Here is a 17,873-nt window from a genome sequence, read left to right as displayed (position 1 = left end):
CGACCTCGGCCTGCCTGCGGCCGGGAAACGCTCTCACAGGCCCGCAGTACTGTGGGCGGAACGTGCCCGACCTGCAGAACGGATCCGAGCTTGAGACCGTCCGAACCCTCGGCAGGCGGGCCGCCCGCGGGCAGGCGAGCGACGATCATGGACGTCGCCAGGAGGGCGGGGGTCTCGCACCAGACGGTCTCGCGCTTCCTGCGCGGCAACGGCGGGCTGAAGCCCGTGACGCTCGCCCTGATCGAGCAGGCCATCGCGGATCTCGACTACCGGCCGAACCTCGTCGCCCGGTCGATGCGCACCCGCCGCTCGAACCGGATCATGGTCGTGCTCCCCGCGGTGACGTCGTTCGTGCCGGTCCAGACCCTGGGCGGGGCATCGGCCGAGGCCCACGCCGCGGGCTACATGATCGACATCGTGGGCCTGGAGGGCAGCGAGAAGATCCGGGGCGATCGGGTGCGGTCCTTGCTCGACTCCGGCCAGGCCGACGGCGTGCTGGCGTTCACGCCACTCGGCGAGATCGCGGACGCCCGTCCCGGCGGGCCGCCGACGGTGGTCGTGGGCGCCTACGACGACAACCTCCGGTCGCAGGGTTTCCTGGCCAGCGGCGGCGCGGCGGCCGACATCGTCGATCACCTGGCCTCACTCGGCCACCGGCGGTTCCTGCACGTCGCCGGCAACTCCGACTGGGCGTCGGCGCGCAATCGGCGCGACGTCTACCTGGAGACGATCAAGGCGCGCGGCCTGGAGTCCTACGCGGTCGTCGACGGCGACTGGAGCGTGCAGTCGGGCTACGACACCGCTCGCGACCTCCCCGACGCCTCCGGGGTCACGGCCGTCGTCGCCGCCAACGACTTCGTCGCGATGGGAGTCATCCGGGGATTCCAGGATCGCGGATGGCGGGTGCCGCGGGACGTCAGCGTTTTCGGCTGGGACAACGAGCAGTTCACCCAGTACTTCAGCCCGTCGATCTCCACCGTCGACCTCGACCGCGTCACGCTGGGCCGACAGTCGATGCGGGTCCTGCTGGCGCGGATGGCGGGCGACCCCGATCCCGGGTTCCGGCCCCACCTGCACCCCCGGCTGATCTTCCGCGAGTCCACGGCCGCGCCCCCGAGCTGAGCCACGGGGGCGCTCCGGGTGACCTATTGACCGAATAGTGAACGTTCACTAACGTCGATTTCGCGTGACCCTCCCCGCGAAAGGAGATCTGTGCCCCCCACCCTGGCCAGAGTCGCCATCCTGGGAACCGGCAACATCGCCGAGGTCTGCCACCTGCCCGCCCTCCTCGCCCACCGCGAGCAGGCCGAGGTGGTCGCGGTCGCCGACCTCGACGCCGACCGCGCCGTCGCGTTCGCCGCCACCTGGGACATCCCCGCCTCCTACGGCGACCTGGCCACCATGCTCGCCGCCGAGCGGCTCGACCTGGTGATCGTGTGCACGCCCCCCGGCGCCCATCGCGACGCGGTCGTCCGGTGCCTGGACGCGGGTGTCTGGACGTGGTGCGAGAAACCCCCGACGCTGACGCTCGCCGACTACGACCAGGTCGCCGCGCACGAACGCGAAGGCGGCCCCTACGCCTCCTACGTGTTCCAGCACCGCTTCGGGTCTGGCGCCCTCCGGTTACGCGACCACGTGCGGGCCGCTGACCTGGGCGCACCGCTGGTCGGCGTCTGCCACACCCTCTGGTACCGGGGCGACGACTACTACGCCGTCCCGTGGCGCGGCACCTGGGAGAACGAGGGCGGCGGCCCCAGCATGGGCCACGGCATCCACCAGATGGACCTCGCCCTGGCCTTACTCGGTGACTGGGCGCAGGTCACCGCGCTCAACGCGACCCTGGCCCGCGACGTCGAGACCGAGGACGTCGCGATCGCCTCGGTACGCATGGAGTCGGGCGCGCTGCTGTCGATCGTCAACAGCGTGCTGTCCCCCCGCGAGAGCAGCTACCTGCGCTTCGACTTCACCGACGCCACCGTCGAGGTCGAGCACCTGTACGGCTACGCCAACGCCGACTGGAAATGGACCCCCGCCCCCCACGTCGAGCCTGAGAAGGCGGCCTTCTGGCCCGCCTCCACCGACGTGCCCAGCTCACACACCGCCCAGTTGTCGGTCGTGCTCGAAGCGCTGCGCGCGGGCCGTCGCCCCCCGGTGAGCGGCGCCGACGGCAGACGGGTCCTGGAACTGATCGCCGGCATGTACCAGTCGGCCGCCACCGGCCGCACGGTCGAACGCCGCGAACTCACGCCGGACAACCCTTACTACCACTCGATGCACGTCGCCCCCCAGGAGCTCTCCCGTGCCTGACACGTTCACCGTCGAAGACTCCGGGACCGAGCGGGTCATCAGTGTCGGCGGCCGGCCGATCGCCACTTATATATACGTGAGCGACGATCCGGCCTTCGAGGCGCCCAAGCCGTCCCTGTCTCCCCTGCGCACTTTGGACGGCGCCGTCGTCTCGATCTCCCGGCCTTGGGACCACCGCTGGCACAAGGGCCTGCAGATGACGTGGTCACACGTCAGCGGAAACAACTTCTGGGGCGGCCCGACCTTCGACCGGCACGAAGGATACGTGGGCCGCGACAACCTCGGCCGGATCAGGCACGACGCGTTCCGCGGTTCCGAACACACCGGCGCCGAGGCCGTGATCGACGAAGACCTCACCTGGATCAGCTCCGCCGGAGAGGAATGGCTGCGGGAGGATCGCCGCCACCGCTTCCACAGCGTCGATCTCGACGAGGGAAGCTGGCAGCTCGACTTCACCACCCAGCTCACCAACATCCGCGACACGCCCCTGGACCTGGGGAGCCCGACCACGCACGGACGGCACAACGCCGGATACACCGGCTGGTTCTGGCGCGGCCCCCGCGCCTTCACCGGCGCCCGGATCACCAGCGCCGACGGCTCCGGCGCCGACGTCATGGGCCGAGAGGCGCCCTGGGTCGCCGTGAGCTCACCGCACGACGAGCGCGACGGCGGCGCGACCCTGCTGTTCTACGCGGGCACCACCTCGGCGGCCGTCCCGATCGTGTGGTTCGTCCGCGACGAGCCGTTCGCCGCGGTCAACCCCTCCCCCGCCTTCCACAAGGAGATCGCCCTCGACCCCGGGCAGAGCCTGCGGCTCTTCCACCGCCTCGTCGTGTTCGACCGGCAGCACGACGAGAGCGAGATCGCCGTCCTGGCCGAGCGGCACCACCCGTGACCGTCCCCCTGCCGGACTTCCCCGGCTCGGCCGGCATCACCGAACTCGACGTCTATCCCGGCGGCGGCACGCCTCACCTGCATCTGGCCTGCACGGAGTGCTACGTCGTCGTCGGCGGGTCCGGTTCGCTGGAGACCCTGACGAGCAGCGGCCCGGACAAGACCGACCTCACCCCGGGCGACGTCGTCTGGTTCGAGCCGGGGACCATCCACCGCGCCGTCTCCCACGGGAACCTCAAGGTCGTCGTGGTCATGCAGAACGGCGGCCTGCCCGAGGCCGGCGACGCCGTCATGACCTTCCCCCCCGACCACCTGACCTCGCCCGAGGCCTACCGCGCCGCCGCCTCGATCCTCGACGCGGCGGGCCGGCCCAGCGTCGACCTCGCCCGCCGCCGCAGGGACCTGGCCCTTGAGGGGTTCCACCTTCTCCAGGAGAGCGCCCCGGCACTGCGGGAGTTCCACCGCCGGGCCGCGGCCCTGGTCTCCGGCCATCTGCCGCGCTGGCGGGCGGCCGTCGAGTCGGGCCCCCTCGCCCAGGCGCGGCGAACCCTCGACCACATCGACGCCCTCGCGGCCGGACGATCGGACCACCTCGGCACGGCCCAGGTGGCGAAGATCGGCAGATTCGCCGAGCCCCGCCTCGGGATGTGCGGATTCCTCAGCCCCTACGACCTGGTCCGCCGCGGCGAGACGACCGGATAGGCCGGACCGGTGTCAGGGCCGACCGGGGCAGGTCGTTAAGGTCGTCTCGGTCAGGCGGTGTTCCACCATTCGGTTACCCCGTTATGTCTATCGGTTTGGTAGGATATAGTCCGTTTCGTGACGATCACTACCGCACCCGCAGGTGTCTCGCTGCGCGGCGTCGGCCGGGCTTTCGGCGACCATGTCGTGCTGCGCGACATCGATCTGGACATCGCCCCCGGCGAGGTCGTCGCGCTGCTCGGCGCGTCCGGCTGCGGCAAATCCACGTTGCTGAGAATGGTCGGCGGGCTCGACACCGCCACATCAGGAACGGTCCGGGTGGACGGCCACGACGTCACCGGGATCGACTCCCGCTGCGCCGTCGTGTTCCAGGAACCCCGGCTGCTCCCCTGGCGGACCCTCGCGGGCAACGTCGCCCTCGGGCTGCCCCGTGACCTGCCCAGGAACCAGCGCGACACCGAGAGCCGCCAGTGGCTGGGCGAGGTCGAGCTCCAGGGCTTCGCCGACTACCGGCCGCGCCAGGTGTCGGGCGGCATGGCGCAACGGACCGCGCTGGCGCGGGCGCTGGCCCGGAAACCGGGCGTGCTGCTGCTGGACGAACCCTTCGCCGCGCTCGACGCGCTGACGCGACTGCGGATGCAGGACCTCGTCGAGGACGTCCAGCGGCGGTCGGGCACCACCGTGATCCTCGTCACCCATGACGTCGACGAGGCGTTGAAACTGGCCGACCGGGTCGTGCTTCTGGGCGGCGCTCCCACCGGAGTGAGCGTCGTCCTGGACGTGCCGGGCGATCGGCCCCGTGACCATCATCAGCCGGAACTGGCCGAGCTGAGGTCCGAATTGCTGGCAGGCCTCGGCGTGCCGCGACGTACCACCCCCCTGGAAAGAGAGACCCACGCACGATGAGCAGACTCCGGATCACGCTGGCCCTCGCCCTGACCGCCACGCTGGCGACCGCCTGTGTGGGCGGCGAGGACTCGACCGGGCAGCCCGCGGCCGAGGGCGGCGGGCCGCAGACCGAACTGCGGCTCGACTACGCCTACTACAACCCGTCCAGCCTGGTCATCCGCGAACAGAAGTGGCTGGAGACCGAACTGGCCGCCAAGAACGTCAAGGTCACCTGGACGCTGTCGGCCGGCAGCAACAAGGCCAACGAGAACCTGCGCGGCAACGTCATCGACCTCGGGTCGACGGCCGGCGCCGCCGCCTTCCAGGCCCGGTCGAACGGGACGCCCATCAAGGCGGTCGGCATCTTCAGCCAGCCCGAGTGGGCGGCGATCGTGGTCGCCAAGGACTCGGCGATCGCCGACGTGGCGGGGCTCAAGGGCAAGAAGGTCGCGGCCACCAAGGGCACCGACCCCTACTTCTTCCTGCTGCAGTCGCTGCACGAGGCGGGGCTCGCCGCGACCGACGTCGAGGTGGTCAACCTCCAGCACGCCGACGGCAAGACCGCCCTTGAGCGCGGCGACGTCGACGCGTGGGCGGGGCTCGACCCGCTGATGGCGCAGAGCCAGGTCGACGCGGGTTCCAAGCTCATCTACCGGAACCCGGGCTTCAACTCCTACGGCTTCCTCAACGCCCGCGAGGCGTTCATCACCGAGCACCCCGACCTCGTCCAGGCGACGGTAAACGCCTATGCGAAGGCCCGTGACTGGATCCAGAAGAACCCCGACGCGGCGGTCGCGCTGCTGGCGAAGGAGTCGAAGGTCTCCCCCGAGGTCGCCAAGCTCGTCATCACCGAGCGCACCAACCTGACCGGCAGCGCGGTTCCGGGCGCCGACCAGCGCGCGGTGCTGGAGCGCATCCTGCCGACGCTCGTCGAGGAGAAGCAGGTCAAGACCGAGCAGGACGCGAAGACCGCCCTCGACAGCCTCCTTGAGCCGAAGTTCGCCGAGGCGGCGGCCAAGCCGTGACGCTCATCGAGGCGACCGGCTCGGCCGAGAAGCCCGTCAGGAAGCGCCCTGTCAGAAAAAGCCGGAGGCCGATGGTCGCCGGGCTGATCCTGCCGGTCGTGCTCCTGGTGGTCTGGCAGGTCACCGCGTCGAGCGGGCTCTACTCGTCCGCCCAGCTGCCCGCGCCGCTCTCGGTCCTCGACGCGCTGGGCGAGCTGGCCGGGGACGGGTCGCTGTGGACGCACATCGCGATCAGCCTGCAGCGCGTGCTCATCGGGTTCGCGGCCGGATCGGGGCTCGGGTTCGCGCTGGGCGCGATCGTCGGGCTGTCGGCGCGGGTGCGGGCGGTCGTCGCGCCCAGCATCGCGGCGCTGCGGGCGGTGCCGTCGCTGGCCTGGGTGCCGCTGCTGGTGCTGTGGCTCGGCATCGGCGAAGGTCCGAAGATCACGCTGGTGGCGATCGGGAGTTTCTTCCCCGTCTACACCACGATCTCGGCCGCGCTGGCGCACGCCGACGCCCACCTCGTCGAGGTCGGGCGCGCCTACGGTCTGCGGGGCGGTGAGCTGCTGGGACGCATCATGCTGCCCAGCGTCGCCCCGGCGATCTTCTCGGGCCTGCGGCTCGGGCTGGCCCAGGGCTGGCTGTTCCTGGTCGCCGCCGAGCTGATCGCGTCGTCGATGGGGCTGGGATTCCTGCTCACCGACAGCCAGAACACCGGCAGGACCGACATCCTGCTCATGGCGATCCTGCTGCTCGCGGCGCTGGGCAAGCTGTGTGACGTGCTACTCGGGCTGGTCGAGCGACGGATTCTGCGCTTCCACAAGTGACAGGTAGTGGCTGAGCCGCGCTGCCGCGTGCAGCGTGGCCAGTCCCTGGCGGGTGAGGCGGCGACGCCAGTCGTCCAGGGCACCGGACAGTGACGCGGTGCCGCCCGCGGTGCGGATCTGCCGGACGATCGTGGCGATGTGGCCGAGCGGGTAGCCGCCGCGCCGGAGCAGGTGGGCGAGCTCGGCGTCGCGGATGTCGTCCGCGCGGAAGACGCGGTAGCCGGTCGCCGGATCGCGGGCCGGGTCGAGGATGCCGGCCTGTTCCCATTTGCGCAGGGTCGCCGGGGTCAGTTGGAGCCGGCGGGCCAGCGCGCCGATCGTTTTCACCGCCGGGCCGGCCTGGCCCTCCGTCAGGTTGTGGACGGCCCCGCGGACCAGGTCGAGCGTCTCCCGGTCGCGGAGAAGCTGGGCGTGACCGCGATCGACGGTGGTCAGGGCCTCGTCGAGCCGATCCCGGTGGACGGCGTTCATGATGCCGGTGGCGGTCGCGTGCCCGTAGGCGGGAACGAGTGCCAGGAAGGCCCGCAGCGCCGCCGCGTGGGCCTCGGTGTAGATCCGGTAGCCGCTGGGGGTGCGCCCGGCGGGCGGGAGGCACCCGGCCTGCTCGTAGTTGCGCACCGCCTGGGTCGAGAGCCCATGTTCGCGGGCGAGGTCGGCCGGTCGCATGGTTGGAGACTTTATCGCCGGCAACCGCTGGAAACATAACCAAAGTCTCAACCGGTCATTCAACGATACGATTGCGGGACATGAGTCAGGAGATTCTCGACTTCGTCCCTTCTTCATGTGAACTGCTGGGCCTCGGCGAGCCGACCCACACCGAGCCCGCCTTCGGATGGCTCCGCAACGAGTTCCTCGCCCGGCTGGCCGCCGGCGGCTTCCGCTCGATCGCCCTCGAAACCGGCCGCACCGCCGCTCTCCTCGTCGACGACTACGTCCAGGGCGGCCCGCACGACCTCGACACGGTCATGCGCGACGGCTTCACCCACGGCTGGGGCGAGAAAGACCACTTCCGCGCGCTCGTCACCTGGATGCGCGACCACAACGAGAAGCGGCCGCCGGCCGACCGCCTCACCTTCCACGGCTTCGACGCCGCCACCGAGAACTACAACGCCCCCAGCCCGCGCCGCCACCTCGAACACGCCCGCGACCACCTCGGCCTCGACGTCGACTTCGCCGGCCTGCTCGGCGACGACGAACGCTGGCACCGCACCGAGGCGATCATGGACTACACCGAGTCGCCCGGCGCCTCACCCGGGGCCCGGCAGGCCCGCGTCGTCGCCGACGACATGCTCGTGCGGCTCTACGCCCAGGCCCCCGAGGGCCCCCGGGCCGATTGGATCCGGGCCAAGACCCACCTCACCACCGGAATCGGCCTGCTCCGCTACCACGCCGAGGCCGCGGTCCCCCGCGCCGATCCGCGTGACCGGATGGTCGTGCTGCTCGGCGTCCGGGACGTCCTGATGGCCGAGAACCTCTTCGACATCCGCGACGTCGAGGCCCGCCGGGGCCGCACCTTCGTGTTCGCCCACAACGCCCACCTGCAGAAGAATCCGAGCACCTGGAAGATGGGCGACCGGGCGGTGACCTGGCACGGCGCCGGTTCGATCATCGCCTCGCTGTGGGGTGAGCGCTACGCGTTCATCGCCGCGAGCCTCGGCCGCAGCCGGGCGGTCGGCCTCGCCGACCCCGATCCGGGCACCTACGAGGGCCGGCTCGGCTTCTCCACGTGGGGCCTCACCACCGACCTCCCCGAAGGCGCCACCCGTACCGACACCACCCCGCAGCAGGGCTACTTCCCGCTCACCCCCGCGACCCTCGACGGCGCGGACGCGCTCCTGCACGTCGGCGACCCGGACGCTTAGGGAAGGATGAGGGCCAAGAACCACCTGAAGGAGCGGTTACGTGCACATCGTGCGGTTTATCGGCCCGGCCACTGGCCAGGCCACGATCGGTCTCGACGACGGCGTCCACATCATCGAAATCGGCGGTTCGATCGGCGAACTGCTCCGGTTGACGGTGGAGGAACTGCGCGACCGGTGCGCCGCCGCCGACGGCCCGCGCCATGATCGATCCTCTGTACGTCTGCTCCCCCCGCTCGACGACCGCATGGAGGTGTGGGCGGCCGGAGTGACGTACGAGCGCTCCAAGGCGGCCCGGATGGTCGAGAGTGAGCAGGCGGCCGACGTCTACGACCTGGTCTACGACGCCGATCGGCCCGAGTTGTTCTTCAAGTCGGCGGCCTGGCGGGCGACCGGCCACGGTCAGCACGTGTCGGTGCGGGGCGACTCGGAGATCGACGTACCGGAACCGGAGCTGGGTCTGGTGGTCAACCGGCACGGCGAGATCGCCGGATACACCGTGGTCAACGACATGAGCTCACGGACGATCGAGGGCGAGAATCCGCTCTATCTGCCGCAGGCCAAGATCTATCTGGGCGGCTGCGCCACCGGTCCGGCGATCCGACCGGCGTGGGAGGTACCCGATCCGTACACGCTCGGGATCGAACTGACGATCACCCGCGACGGCGAGCAGGCCTGGAGCGGTCAGGCGAGCACCGCCCAACTCCACCGCAGGCTCGACGACCTGGTCGGCTACCTGTTCCGGGAAGACGTCTTCCCGGACGGCGTGATCCTGGCGACCGGCACCTGCCTGGTCCCTGAGCTGCCGTTCACCTTGAAGGCGGGCGACGAGATCACCATCACGATCTCGGAGGTCGGCACGCTGACCAGCACGGTCGTCGCCGGGAAGGCCGCGATGCCGGGCTTCTGATCAGGCCGTGATCGCGAAGCGGCCGGTCAGCCCGGTGATGAAGAGCAGTCTGGCCACTCGCGGCGTGACGCCGGTCAGGGTCAGGGTGATGCCCATCGCCCTGGCCCGGCGCTGGGCGTGGAGCAGGACGCCCAGCCCACCGGCGCCGCAGAAGGTGACCCCGGACATGTCCAGGACGATCGCGTCGCTGCGGTCGTCGAGCGCGCCGAGAATCCGCCGGCGCAGGGCGGCGGTGGTGAAGATGTCGATGTCCCCGGACAGGTACAGGACGGTCGGGGCCGATGTTGCCAGGACGGTCATGGCAGCACTTCCTTCTCGTGACGGAACGTGACTTGATGCCTGCCGACCGGAGATCGGCCGACCGCCAGGACGGGCGGTGAACTGGGCCGCTCGATCCGACCGGCAGGCGGCACAGTGGTTGACACATGTGTGAGATCAGTAACCGGGATTCACCGGCCCGAAGGCCGGTTCTCGAAATGTCCTCGGTTTCTTCACTCTACCTCACTACTTCCGGAAATCCGTGTTTCCGGAAGTAGAATGAAGGAGTGACTTCCGGAAAGACCCGGTCTCGGGCCGTCCCGCTCTCGGCCGCGCACACCACCGTGCTGGCCGACTACGCCGCCGCGCTCACCACCGCCCCTCTGGCCGGATCCACCCAGGACAAATACGTCTCCCGCCTGCGCGGATATCTGTCCTGGCTGGCTCAAGAGACCTTCGAAGGCGACCCCCTGACGGATGCAGCGGCGGCCTCCCTCGCTGTCCGCGCCTTCCGGCACCACCTCAAAGACGCCCACCGGGCCCCCACCACGATCGACACCTACCTGTCGGCCCTCGACGACTTCTACGCCCGCCGCGGCGTCGGCAAGCCCCAGGCCGGCCGCGAACGCGACCCCCGCCGGCAGGCCCCCCGGTCCCTCGACGCCCAGCGCGTCCGCCGCTACCTGGCCCAGGTCCGCCACACCGCGACCCCGCGCGACCGGGCCATCGCCCTGCTCCCCTATCTCGCCGGGCTGCGCATCTCCGAGGTCGTCGGCCTCGACCTGACCGACGTGCGCACCGACGGTCTCGGCGTCCGGGGCGGCAAGGCCCGTCTGGTGCCCGTGCACCCGGAGCTGCGCCAGGTGCTGACCGGCTGGCTGGAGGTCCGGGCCGGGTGGAAGGGCGCGAGCGTCGACCCGGCGCTGTTCCTCAACCACCGGGGCTTCCGCCTGAGCGACCGCGCGGCCCGCGACATCATCACCGGCTTCGCCGACCCCGACGATCCGTTCAGCCCTCTGGTGCTGCGCCACACTTTCGCGACTCAGCTCATCCGCGACGGGAAGGACCCCATCGTGGTCGCCGAACTGCTCGGCCTCGAGTCCCTCGACAGCACCCGCCGCTACGGGCTGCCCGTCAAGACCGACCGGGAGGCCGTGCTGAACTCGTTGATCACCGACATCTGAGGGAGACCGACATGGCGGAGACCTGGGGCGGCGCGCTGTGGCGCGCCGCCGACCTCTACACCCCGATGGCACTGCGGGTCGCGGCGACACTGCGGGTCGCCGACCTCATCGCCGCCGGGGTGATGGCGGGTCCCGATCTGGCGGCCCGGCTCGGGGTGGCGGAAGATCCTCTCGTACGTGTCCTCGACCACCTCGTCACCGCCGGATTCCTCGCAGACGAGAACGGTTCCTACGCGCTGACCGACGACGGACAGTGGCTGCGCGACGACCATCCCGAGCGCGTCCGGTCCCAGATCGACCTGACCGGCGCCATCGGGCGCGCCGACCTGTGCGCGGTGGAGCTGCTGCACACGGTCCGCACCGGCGAGGCGGCCTTCCCGCAGCGGTTCGGCCACGGCTTCTGGGACGACCTCGCCGCCAACCCCGAAGTGGCCGAGTCGTTCGACCGGTCGATGGGCGCCCAGGAGGTCGGCGAGGTCGCGGCGGCCTACGACTGGGCGGCGCTCGGCGAGGTCGTCGACGTGGGCGGTGGCGACGGGACCCTGCTGATCGGGCTGCTGCGGGCGCATCCGGGGCTGCGCGGAACGGTGATCGACCTTCCGGCCCCGGCCGCCGCCGCGGCCGAGGCGTTGAGAAAGGCCGGGCTCGCCGATCGGGGGCGCGTGCTGACCGGGAGTTTCTTCGATCCGCTCCCGGGTGGGGCGGGCGGCTACATCCTGTCCCGGGTGATCCACGACTGGGGCGACGCGGACGCGGCGCGCATCCTGGCCAACTGCGCCCGGGCCGGCCGGGTGATCGTCATCGAGGAGACGGGCAGGGGCGCGGTCAACACGGAGATGGACCTGCGCATGCTCGCCTACTGCCTCGGCCGGGAACGCACCGTCGAACAGCTCGTCGACCTGGCCCGGGGTGCGGGGCTGACCCCCGGGACGGTCGTCTCCACCGGTCGGCGGCAGATCGTCGAACTCCTGCCCGCACCCGTGTCCTGAGCGGTCAGCAGAGGCGCCGGTAGTCCTCGCCCGGCAGGTACCGGGCCCACTCCTCCTCGCTGAGGGAGGTGCCGACGACGGCGCAGATCGCGGCGGGGTCGGAGGGCTGGGCGACGTCCCACAGCCGGGCGGTGGCGTCGTTGCCCACGGTCGCCAGCACCGTCCCCTCGCGGTTGAACGCCACCATCTGGACGGTGTCGGTGTGGCCGACGAGGGGCGCACCGATCTGCGCGCCGGTGGCGACGTCCCACAGCCGGGCGGTGCCGTCGAACCCGGCGGTGGCCAGTCTCGTGCCGTCCGGGCTGAATTGCGCCGAGGCGATCCTCCCGGTGCCGGCGAGAGGGGTGCCGCGCTGCCTGCCGGTGGCGACCTCCCAGAGACGGGTCGTGCCGTCGAACCCGGCGGTGGCCAGCTTCGTCCCGTCGGGGCTGAACTCCACCCAGGAGACCCTGCGGTCATGGCCGAGGAGAGGCGGGCCGATCTGCTCGCGGGTGACGGCGTCCCACAGCCGTACCGTGCCGTCGGATTCGGCGGTGACCAGCCTGGTCGTGTCGGGGCTGAACGCCGCGGTCTCGATGACCTCCGGAGCGCTGACAGGGGCGCCGATCCGCTTGCGGGCGGGGAGATCCCATACGCGGGCATCGCCTTCTGACCCGATCGTGGCCACGAGTGTGCCGTCGAGGCTGAACCGCACCGACGACGCGACGTATCCGGTGCGGAGGACGGCGCCGGTCTGCCGCCGGGTGCGGACCTCCCACGACTGGATCTCTCCCGCTGACCCGGCCGTGGACAGGAGCGTGCCTTCAGGGCTGAACGCCATCGCGTAGACGGCACCGGTGTGGCCCTCGAACGGAGCGTCGATCTGCTCGCGGGTGGCGACGTCCCACAGTCTCACCGTCCCGTCGGCTCCGCCCGTGGCCAGCACGCCTCGATCGCCGTCGAAGGCCAGCGAGAGGAGGGGACCTTCGTGTCCGCGGAGCGGGGCGCCCGTCTGCCGGTGGACGCCGACGTCCCAGAGGCGGACGGCCCCCTTGCCCCCGGCGGTGATCAGCGTCGTTCCCGCAGGGTCGAAGGCCATGGCTTCCACCGGGCCGACGCCGCTGACCAGGGGCGCGCCGATCCGCCTGCGCGTCGCGGTGTCCCAGAGTTCCACGGTGTCGCCGCCGGTGACGGCGAACGTGGCGCCGTCAGGGCTGAACGCGACCGCGAAAAGGGCCCCCAGAGAGGTGGAGACCAGGTCACCGAGCTGCTTCTGGGTGTGTACGTCCCAGAGCACGATCGTGCCGTCGGTGCCGATGGCGCACACCAGGCCGCCGTCGGGGCTGAACGCCAGGGCCCGCACGTTCCCCGTGTCCCCGAGGAGAGGGTCCCCGGCGCGCTTCCCGGTGGTGACGTCCCACAGAACGGCGGGACCGCCGGCTCCCGCCACCGCGAGCAGCCTGCCGTCACGGCTCAAGGCTGTCTGCGCATCGGCCCGGCTACGGCCGACGGGCCGGCCGATCGGCTGCCGGGTGACGACGTCCCACCGCTGGGCGGTGCCATCGGTTCCAGCGGTGACCACCGTCGCGGCGTCGGGGCCGAACACGACCTGGCCGGAGAGATCGACGTCCTCGCTTCGCAGAGCGCCGACCTGCCGGTGCGTCGCGATGTCCCAGAGCCCGACGGTGTCGACGCCGGTGGTGGCCAGCAGGGCGCCGCCGTCGGAGAGGGCCACTCCTGACGCGTTTCCCGTGAGAGGCGCGCCGATCTGCCTGTGGGTGACGGCGTCCCACAATCGGGCGGTGCCGTCCTCCCCCGCCGTCGCCACGAGCGCGCCGTCGGCACTGACCGCCACCGTCTTCACGGCGTCGGTGTGGCCGGTGAGTATGCCCCGGAGCGGCGAGGCCAGCGCGTTGAGCACCGCGTGGCGGGCCTCGGCGGTGTCGGCCCGGTTGAAGGCCGTGTAGGCCAGCCGGGCCGAGGTGACCGGGTCGATGACGGCCAGGGCGAGGCTCTGCGCCGCCAGCTGCCGGGACAGGGCCGCCAGCCGCCCGGTCTCGGCGTCGCCCGCGGACCTGACGGCGGCGACCGCTCCGGTCACGGCGGCGAGCGCCAGCACGGTCATCCCCGCGACGACGAGACGGGTCAGCCATCTGCGGCGGACGACGGATCTCTCGGCCCGTGCGGCGGCCCGCTCGCACGCGTCGAGGAATTCCCGGGCCGTCTCGGTGACAGGGGGGAAGCGGTCGGGCTGAGCCGCCCAGACGTCACGGGCCGCGCATAAGGATGCCAGCCGGATGCCCAGGTAGAGGAAGGAGGCGTCCCTGCCGTGGCCGTCCCAGACGGCGGCGACGTCGGTGAGCTGGCCGTGCAGGGCGTGGACGGCCTGGTCTTCCCGGAGCAGGTCGCGCAGCCGGGGCCAGGCGTGCAGCAGGCAGTCATGGCTGATCTCGGCGCCCGTCTCGGTGAGCACGATCAGGCGTCTGGCCGCGAACGCGTCCAGAACGGCGTCAACGTCGGCGGGGTCGGCCTGGTCGTACAGTTCGGCCCGGCTCAGCCGCCGCCGGGCGAGGTGACCGTCGTGGGACACCAGCGTCATCCGGTGGAAGAGCCGCTGCGCCAGCGCCTGCCGCTCCGGGGTGAGACCCTCGAACACCGCCTCCGCGCTGGTCCGGACGGCGAGCTCGACTCCGCCGCCGCGTCCGTAGCCCCGGATGGTGAGCTGGTCGCCGTCCCTGTTCTCCCAGGTCATCAGCATCGCCTGGGACAGCAGGGGCAGCGCTCCCGCCTCGTGGGCGGCAGGGCCGAGCTCGTCCAGGATGGTCTCGGTCAGGCCCGGCTCCAGGGTCAGACCGGCCGCCGCGGCCGGGCCGGTGATGACGCGCCGCAGTTCGGATCTGGTGGTCCGGCCGACGACGAACTGCCCGTCCATCAGCGCTTCCGCGAGCACCGGATGGTCGGCGCACCGCTCGGTGAAGTCACCGCGCATGACCACGACGACCAGGCCCGTCGGCGTCGCGACGATCGAGGACAGCGCCGTGACGAACGCCTCCCGCTGCCCGGCGCCGGCGAGGGTGAAGATCTCCTCGAACTGGTCCACGATGATCACGAGGCGTTCGGGGCCGCCCTGGGTGGCCAGGAGGCACTGCCGCACGAGCAGATCCGCCCGGCCAGGCTCTTCGGCCAGCGCGTTCCCGGTGGTGACGGGGTTCAGCTTCCCTGCGGCGGCCAGGTGGACGGCGAACTCGTCCAGCGGAGTCCCGGTCGGGGTGAACAGCAGGCGCGGCCACGTCCGCGACCCGGCCGCCGCCAGCCGCCCCCGGCTCAGCGCGGGCAGCAGCCCGGCCCGCACGAGCGAGGACTTGCCCGCGCCCGACGCGCCGGTCACCATCACCAGCCCCGGCCCAGTGAGCCGCTCGCCCACCTTGCCCACCAGGCGGGCGGTGAGCTGCTCGCGTCCGTAGAAGATCGGTTCGTGGTCGGCCTCGAACGGCGACAGCCCTCGGTACGGGCTCCCGCTCACCCACCGCACCGCCTCGGGGTCGTGGTGGCGCGCCTGCCGCAGCCGGGCCAGTTCGTCGCGGATGAGGACGAGCTGGTCAGACTGCTGACGGGCCAGATCGCGGTCGTAGCGGCGTTCCGCCGCCTGGCGTTGCAGCTCCCGCTGGATCCGGTCGGCGGCGTCCTCGATGCCGCTGAGCAGGAAGCCGAACTCGGTGAACTCGGCGCTCAGGTCGGTGAACGCCCCGGCGATCTGCGCCTGCAGCGCCCGGTTCCCGCTCTTGACCATCGCCTCCAGGGTGAGCCCGGCCGCGTCGATCTCGCGGAGCACCCCGGCGATCTCGATCCGCAACCGCCTGGCCTGGGCGTTGCCCGTGTCGAGCATCCCGGCGATCCGCTCGGACAATTCGCGCTCGGCGTCCTGCGGTTCGGGCTTCTTCGTCCGCAGGCGCAGCGCGGCGATCGATTCGTTGATCACCTGGCTGAGGATGTTCACCCCCACCCCGGCGATCACCTGGGCTATGGCGACGTCCGGCTCGCCCATGGCCAGGGGGGTCAGCGCACTGGCGCAGAGGGTGGCGAGCAGCAGGGGCGGCGTCAGCCGCAACGCTCCGCCACCGGCCTGCCGGACGACGGCCGCCGCGACCCGTGCCCGCATCTCGCGAGGCTGATCGCCGCGCCCCTGCTCGATATCGACCGCCATCCAGGTCACCTGAACGCCTGTGTTTCCGCTGTCGCAGAAATATCACCTTTCGCACTGATCTGATGGCATATTCGAAAGGCCCACCATTCCGGATCAAGTGAGGTGAGCGGTGGGAGGAGCAGCGGCGGAGGGTCTGGCCGATTTGCTTTCCGAGCTGAAGCGGCGCAGCGGCCGCAGTTACGAGGCCTTGGGACGCCGCACCGGCATGAGCCGATCCACGGTGCACCGCTACTGCCGCGGCGAGATCGTGCCGGACGACTACGGAACGGTGGAGCGCATCGCCAAGGCGTGCGGTGCGGACAAGGCCGAACTGGACGACCTGTACCGGCGCTGGAAACGTGCGAGCACCCCGCCGGCCCGCGAGGAGTCCTTACCCACCGACCAGGCTCCGGAGCCGTCGGCGAACCCTGTGGTCTCCGGGCGATCCGGGTACCTCGGCAAGACACTGGCGATCCTGTGCGTGTCTGTCCTGACGGCGAGCGCGGCACCCGTACGACAATCTCCCCCGCAGACGCCCCAATGGGTGAACGGACCTTCGTGGACCCTGCCCGAGACGCCGGTGCCGCGCACACTCTTCGGTGTCACCCTCAACACCGCGACCGGGGCCATGCCGGCGTTCCGGGTCGGCGGGGTGCGCCTGTGGGACGGCGGCACCCGCTGGTCGGAGATCCAGCCGGAACGGGGCGCGTTCGACTGGTCGGCGCTCGACCGGCACGTCGACGGTGCGGAGAAGGCCGGGCTCCCCGTGCTGTTCGTCGCGGGCGGCACCCCCGCGTGGGCCAGCCCCACCGGCCCGGTGGGCCCCTACCCGGACGGCTCGCGAGCGGCGCCGCCGGACGACCTGACCGACTGGGACACCTTCGTGCGCGCCGTCGTGACACGCTACCGAGGGCGCATCCAGGCCTATGAGCTGTGGGTACTGGGCAACGACCCGCGTTTCTACGCGGGCAGCATGGAAAGCCTCGTGGAGATGACGCGCCGGGCCAGTCGCATCATCCGGGCGGCGGACCCCGAAGCGACCCTGGTATGCCCCGGCATGGGACGGTTGTGGACGGCGGAAGGCCGTCAGGCGCTTCATCGGTTCACCACGCTCGGCGGATACGGCCACTGCGACGCCGCGGGGATCAAGCTCCACCAACGCACCCCGTCCGACCCGCCGGAAACCATGCTGGAACTCGTCACCGCCGCCGACCGGGCCTTCCACGAGGCCGGCATCCATCCACGGGTCTGGAATACCGGCACCACGTATTCGATTCCGCTGCAGGGATCGCTGGACGAGACCAGAGCGCGGAACTACGCCGTGCGCTTCTTTCTCACCGGTTTGTACGCGCGCAATTTCAATCTCGAACGCATGTATTTCTACAACTGGGGCGGCACCAAGATCCCCATCGTCCTGCAGGCGGTGGGAGGAGTCCCCACCCGCGCCGCCCTGGCGGTGGAGCAACTGCAGCGATGGCTGGTCCATGCGAGCAGCCGGTCATGCGGCCACGGGACGGCCATCGACCTGCCGGAGAACGTCTGGCAGTGCGAGATCACCGTCGCCACGCCCGGCGACCGCCACGAGGCGACGATCCGCTGGACGATCGCCGGAACGGCCGAGACCACGGCCGGCCCCCACGTCCGCGCGATACGCCGGCTGGACGGCACCACCGAGGCCGTCCACCCAGGAGATCCGATCACGATCACCGAGGAACCGATCCTCATCGAGTCCCGGCCCTAGGTGGCAGGACGTCCCACTTCTCCGGGTTCGCGCAGGTGAGAGGCCGGTTTCCGTCCCACCTTCCCAGGAGGGTTCCTGGACGTTGTCGGTGATGGCGGCGCCTGCCACTCTGACTCACGTCACGGGGGACGGGAGCCGACCGGTCGGC

General features: G+C 71.1%; 15 protein-coding genes. 12 read left to right on the top strand and 3 right to left on the bottom strand.

The genetic code is table 11. The features are described from left to right. Positions 1–147: 147 nt before the first annotated feature. The 7 genes from AW272_RS19375 (at position 148) to AW272_RS19345 (ending at position 6,622) form a co-directional block, all read left to right on the top strand. Positions 148–1,122, top strand: a complete 975-nt coding sequence (locus AW272_RS19375; protein WP_066367033.1) for a LacI family DNA-binding transcriptional regulator — start codon at positions 148–150, stop codon at positions 1,120–1,122. Between the two features lie 90 nt (positions 1,123–1,212). Beyond that, positions 1,213–2,307 (top strand): Gfo/Idh/MocA family protein, encoded by a 1,095-nt coding sequence (locus tag AW272_RS19370; protein WP_066367031.1) that lies wholly within the window; start codon positions 1,213–1,215, stop codon positions 2,305–2,307. Then, positions 2,300–3,202, top strand: a complete 903-nt coding sequence (locus AW272_RS19365) for a DUF6807 domain-containing protein (RefSeq protein ID WP_066367029.1) — start codon at positions 2,300–2,302, stop codon at positions 3,200–3,202. Before AW272_RS19370 ends, AW272_RS19365 begins: the two co-directional genes overlap by 8 nt. Beyond that, positions 3,199–3,903, top strand: coding sequence for a cupin domain-containing protein (locus AW272_RS19360; protein ID WP_218010958.1), 705 nt, complete (start codon positions 3,199–3,201; stop codon positions 3,901–3,903). The genes AW272_RS19365 and AW272_RS19360 overlap by 4 nt, the downstream gene beginning before the upstream one ends. Before the next feature lie 117 nt (positions 3,904–4,020). After that, complete coding sequence (locus tag AW272_RS19355) at positions 4,021–4,809, top strand: ABC transporter ATP-binding protein (protein WP_066367028.1); 789 nt, start codon at positions 4,021–4,023, stop codon at positions 4,807–4,809. Further along, on the top strand, positions 4,806–5,816 hold the full coding sequence (locus AW272_RS19350) for an aliphatic sulfonate ABC transporter substrate-binding protein (protein ID WP_066367026.1): 1,011 nt from the start codon (positions 4,806–4,808) through the stop codon (positions 5,814–5,816). The genes AW272_RS19355 and AW272_RS19350 overlap by 4 nt, the downstream gene beginning before the upstream one ends. Further along, entirely contained in the window at positions 5,813–6,622 is an 810-nt protein-coding gene (locus tag AW272_RS19345; RefSeq protein ID WP_066367024.1) for an ABC transporter permease, read from the top strand. The genes AW272_RS19350 and AW272_RS19345 overlap by 4 nt, the downstream gene beginning before the upstream one ends. On the opposite strand, the gene AW272_RS19340 is transcribed toward AW272_RS19345, so the two are convergent. Next, positions 6,578–7,288: a TioE family transcriptional regulator gene (locus AW272_RS19340; protein WP_066367023.1), complete on the bottom strand. Its 711-nt coding sequence runs from the start codon at positions 7,286–7,288 to the stop codon at positions 6,578–6,580. The two genes, AW272_RS19345 and AW272_RS19340, sit on opposite strands and share 45 nt — an antisense overlap. Before the next feature lie 80 nt (positions 7,289–7,368). Here AW272_RS19340 and AW272_RS19335 point away from each other — a divergent pair, with 80 nt between their 5' ends. Together AW272_RS19335 and AW272_RS19330 are read left to right on the top strand one after the other, a co-directional pair. Then, on the top strand, positions 7,369–8,484 hold the full coding sequence (locus AW272_RS19335) for an erythromycin esterase family protein (protein WP_066367021.1): 1,116 nt from the start codon (positions 7,369–7,371) through the stop codon (positions 8,482–8,484). Positions 8,485–8,524: 40 nt separating this feature from the next. Further along, complete coding sequence (locus tag AW272_RS19330) at positions 8,525–9,391, top strand: fumarylacetoacetate hydrolase family protein (RefSeq protein ID WP_066367019.1); 867 nt, start codon at positions 8,525–8,527, stop codon at positions 9,389–9,391. Here AW272_RS19330 and AW272_RS19325 read toward each other — a convergent pair whose 3' ends face one another. Next, positions 9,392–9,691 carry an STAS domain-containing protein gene (locus AW272_RS19325; protein ID WP_066367017.1) on the bottom strand — a complete coding sequence of 100 codons (300 nt, stop codon included), beginning with the start codon at positions 9,689–9,691 and terminating at the stop codon, positions 9,392–9,394. Between the two features lie 245 nt (positions 9,692–9,936). Here AW272_RS19325 and AW272_RS19320 point away from each other — a divergent pair, with 245 nt between their 5' ends. Next, positions 9,937–10,833, top strand: coding sequence for a tyrosine-type recombinase/integrase (locus tag AW272_RS19320; protein ID WP_066367016.1), 897 nt, complete (start codon positions 9,937–9,939; stop codon positions 10,831–10,833). 11 nt (positions 10,834–10,844) lie between these two features. Continuing rightward, on the top strand, positions 10,845–11,822 hold the full coding sequence (locus AW272_RS19315) for a methyltransferase (RefSeq protein ID WP_066367013.1): 978 nt from the start codon (positions 10,845–10,847) through the stop codon (positions 11,820–11,822). A gap of 4 nt (positions 11,823–11,826) precedes the next feature. On the opposite strand, the gene AW272_RS19310 is transcribed toward AW272_RS19315, so the two are convergent. Further along, entirely contained in the window at positions 11,827–16,005 is a 4,179-nt protein-coding gene (locus tag AW272_RS19310; RefSeq protein WP_157518653.1) for an NACHT and WD repeat domain-containing protein, read from the bottom strand. A gap of 109 nt (positions 16,006–16,114) precedes the next feature. Between AW272_RS19310 and AW272_RS19305 the strand changes: the two genes are divergently transcribed. Further along, positions 16,115–17,725 (top strand): helix-turn-helix domain-containing protein, encoded by a 1,611-nt coding sequence (locus AW272_RS19305; RefSeq protein ID WP_066367008.1) that lies wholly within the window; start codon positions 16,115–16,117, stop codon positions 17,723–17,725. Positions 17,726–17,873: the final 148 nt, after the last annotated feature.

Origin of the sequence: Herbidospora mongoliensis, from assembly GCF_001570545.1 — a bacterium.
In the GTDB taxonomy this organism is placed as follows: Bacteria; Actinomycetota; Actinomycetes; order Streptosporangiales; family Streptosporangiaceae; genus Herbidospora; species Herbidospora mongoliensis.
This window is presented reverse-complemented; position numbering and strand designations above follow the sequence as displayed.

Coding starts and splice junctions, on each gene's coding strand:
- AW272_RS19350 (WP_066367026.1), top strand. CDS start 4,806: ATGAGCAGACTCCGGATCACGCTGGCCCTCGCCCTGACCGCCACGCTG.
- AW272_RS19310 (WP_157518653.1), bottom strand. CDS start 16,005: ATGGCGGTCGATATCGAGCAGGGGCGCGGCGATCAGCCTCGCGAGATG.
- AW272_RS19375 (WP_066367033.1), top strand. CDS start 148: ATGGACGTCGCCAGGAGGGCGGGGGTCTCGCACCAGACGGTCTCGCGC.
- AW272_RS19335 (WP_066367021.1), top strand. CDS start 7,369: ATGAGTCAGGAGATTCTCGACTTCGTCCCTTCTTCATGTGAACTGCTG.
- AW272_RS19340 (WP_066367023.1), bottom strand. CDS start 7,288: ATGCGACCGGCCGACCTCGCCCGCGAACATGGGCTCTCGACCCAGGCG.
- AW272_RS19325 (WP_066367017.1), bottom strand. CDS start 9,691: ATGACCGTCCTGGCAACATCGGCCCCGACCGTCCTGTACCTGTCCGGG.
- AW272_RS19315 (WP_066367013.1), top strand. CDS start 10,845: ATGGCGGAGACCTGGGGCGGCGCGCTGTGGCGCGCCGCCGACCTCTAC.